2 protein-coding genes are annotated in these 657 nt (G+C 34.7%); one reads left to right on the top strand and one right to left on the bottom strand.

Going from position 1 to position 657, the window contains the following annotated elements; genetic code table 11:
• A partial coding sequence (locus R7R78_RS26990; RefSeq protein ID WP_225474718.1) for a LysR family transcriptional regulator occupies positions 1-146 on the bottom strand: 146 nt, incomplete at its 3' end.
• Positions 147-281: 135 nt separating this feature from the next.
• Between R7R78_RS26990 and R7R78_RS26985 the strand changes: the two genes are divergently transcribed.
• A partial coding sequence (locus R7R78_RS26985; RefSeq protein ID WP_225474717.1) for a radical SAM protein occupies positions 282-657 on the top strand: 376 nt, incomplete at its 3' end.

Genomic DNA, 657 nt, shown 5'->3' with positions numbered 1-657 from the left:
AATTCATCCTGAAATATTTCCCTTAAGCTTCTTAGAGTTCGGCTCACCGCAGAAGCACTTGTCGACATTTGGTTTGCTGTTGCTGTGATACTTTTTGTTTCCAACAGCAACGCCAACGGTTTCAGTAAGTTATAGTTAAATATCATGTCTAAACTCTCTCACAACACTCCCTAAAAACATAATATCAATTTTGATAAGTATCAAGTATCACTATTATCAATTGTGGACAAGAACATATTAATTAAACTAGTTCCATCTTGGTTGGAGTAGAAGAATCCCTTATGGCTGGTTTACATACTACAGTGAAAGTTGTTGGCTCAAAATGCAACTATGATTGTCAATATTGTTTTTATTTAGAGAAGGACCTGCTCTTAAAATCTAAAAAATCAATGAATATAGAAACGCTAGAGACTTATATTAAAAATTATATTTCTAGCCAAGATACGCCTATTGTCGAGTTCGCATGGCACGGTGGAGAACCTACATTGATAGGCATTGATTTTTTTGAAAAGGCTGTTGAGTTTCAAAAGCAATACGCTAACGGAAAATTAATAAAGAACACAATTCAAACCAATGGCTCTAAATTAAACAGTGATTGGTGCCGATTCTTTCGAGAAAATAACTTCTTGGTTGGATTAAGTTTAGATGGGCCTGAGT

This window comes from Vibrio sp. 2134-1 (genome assembly GCF_033339495.1).
This window is presented reverse-complemented; position numbering and strand designations above follow the sequence as displayed.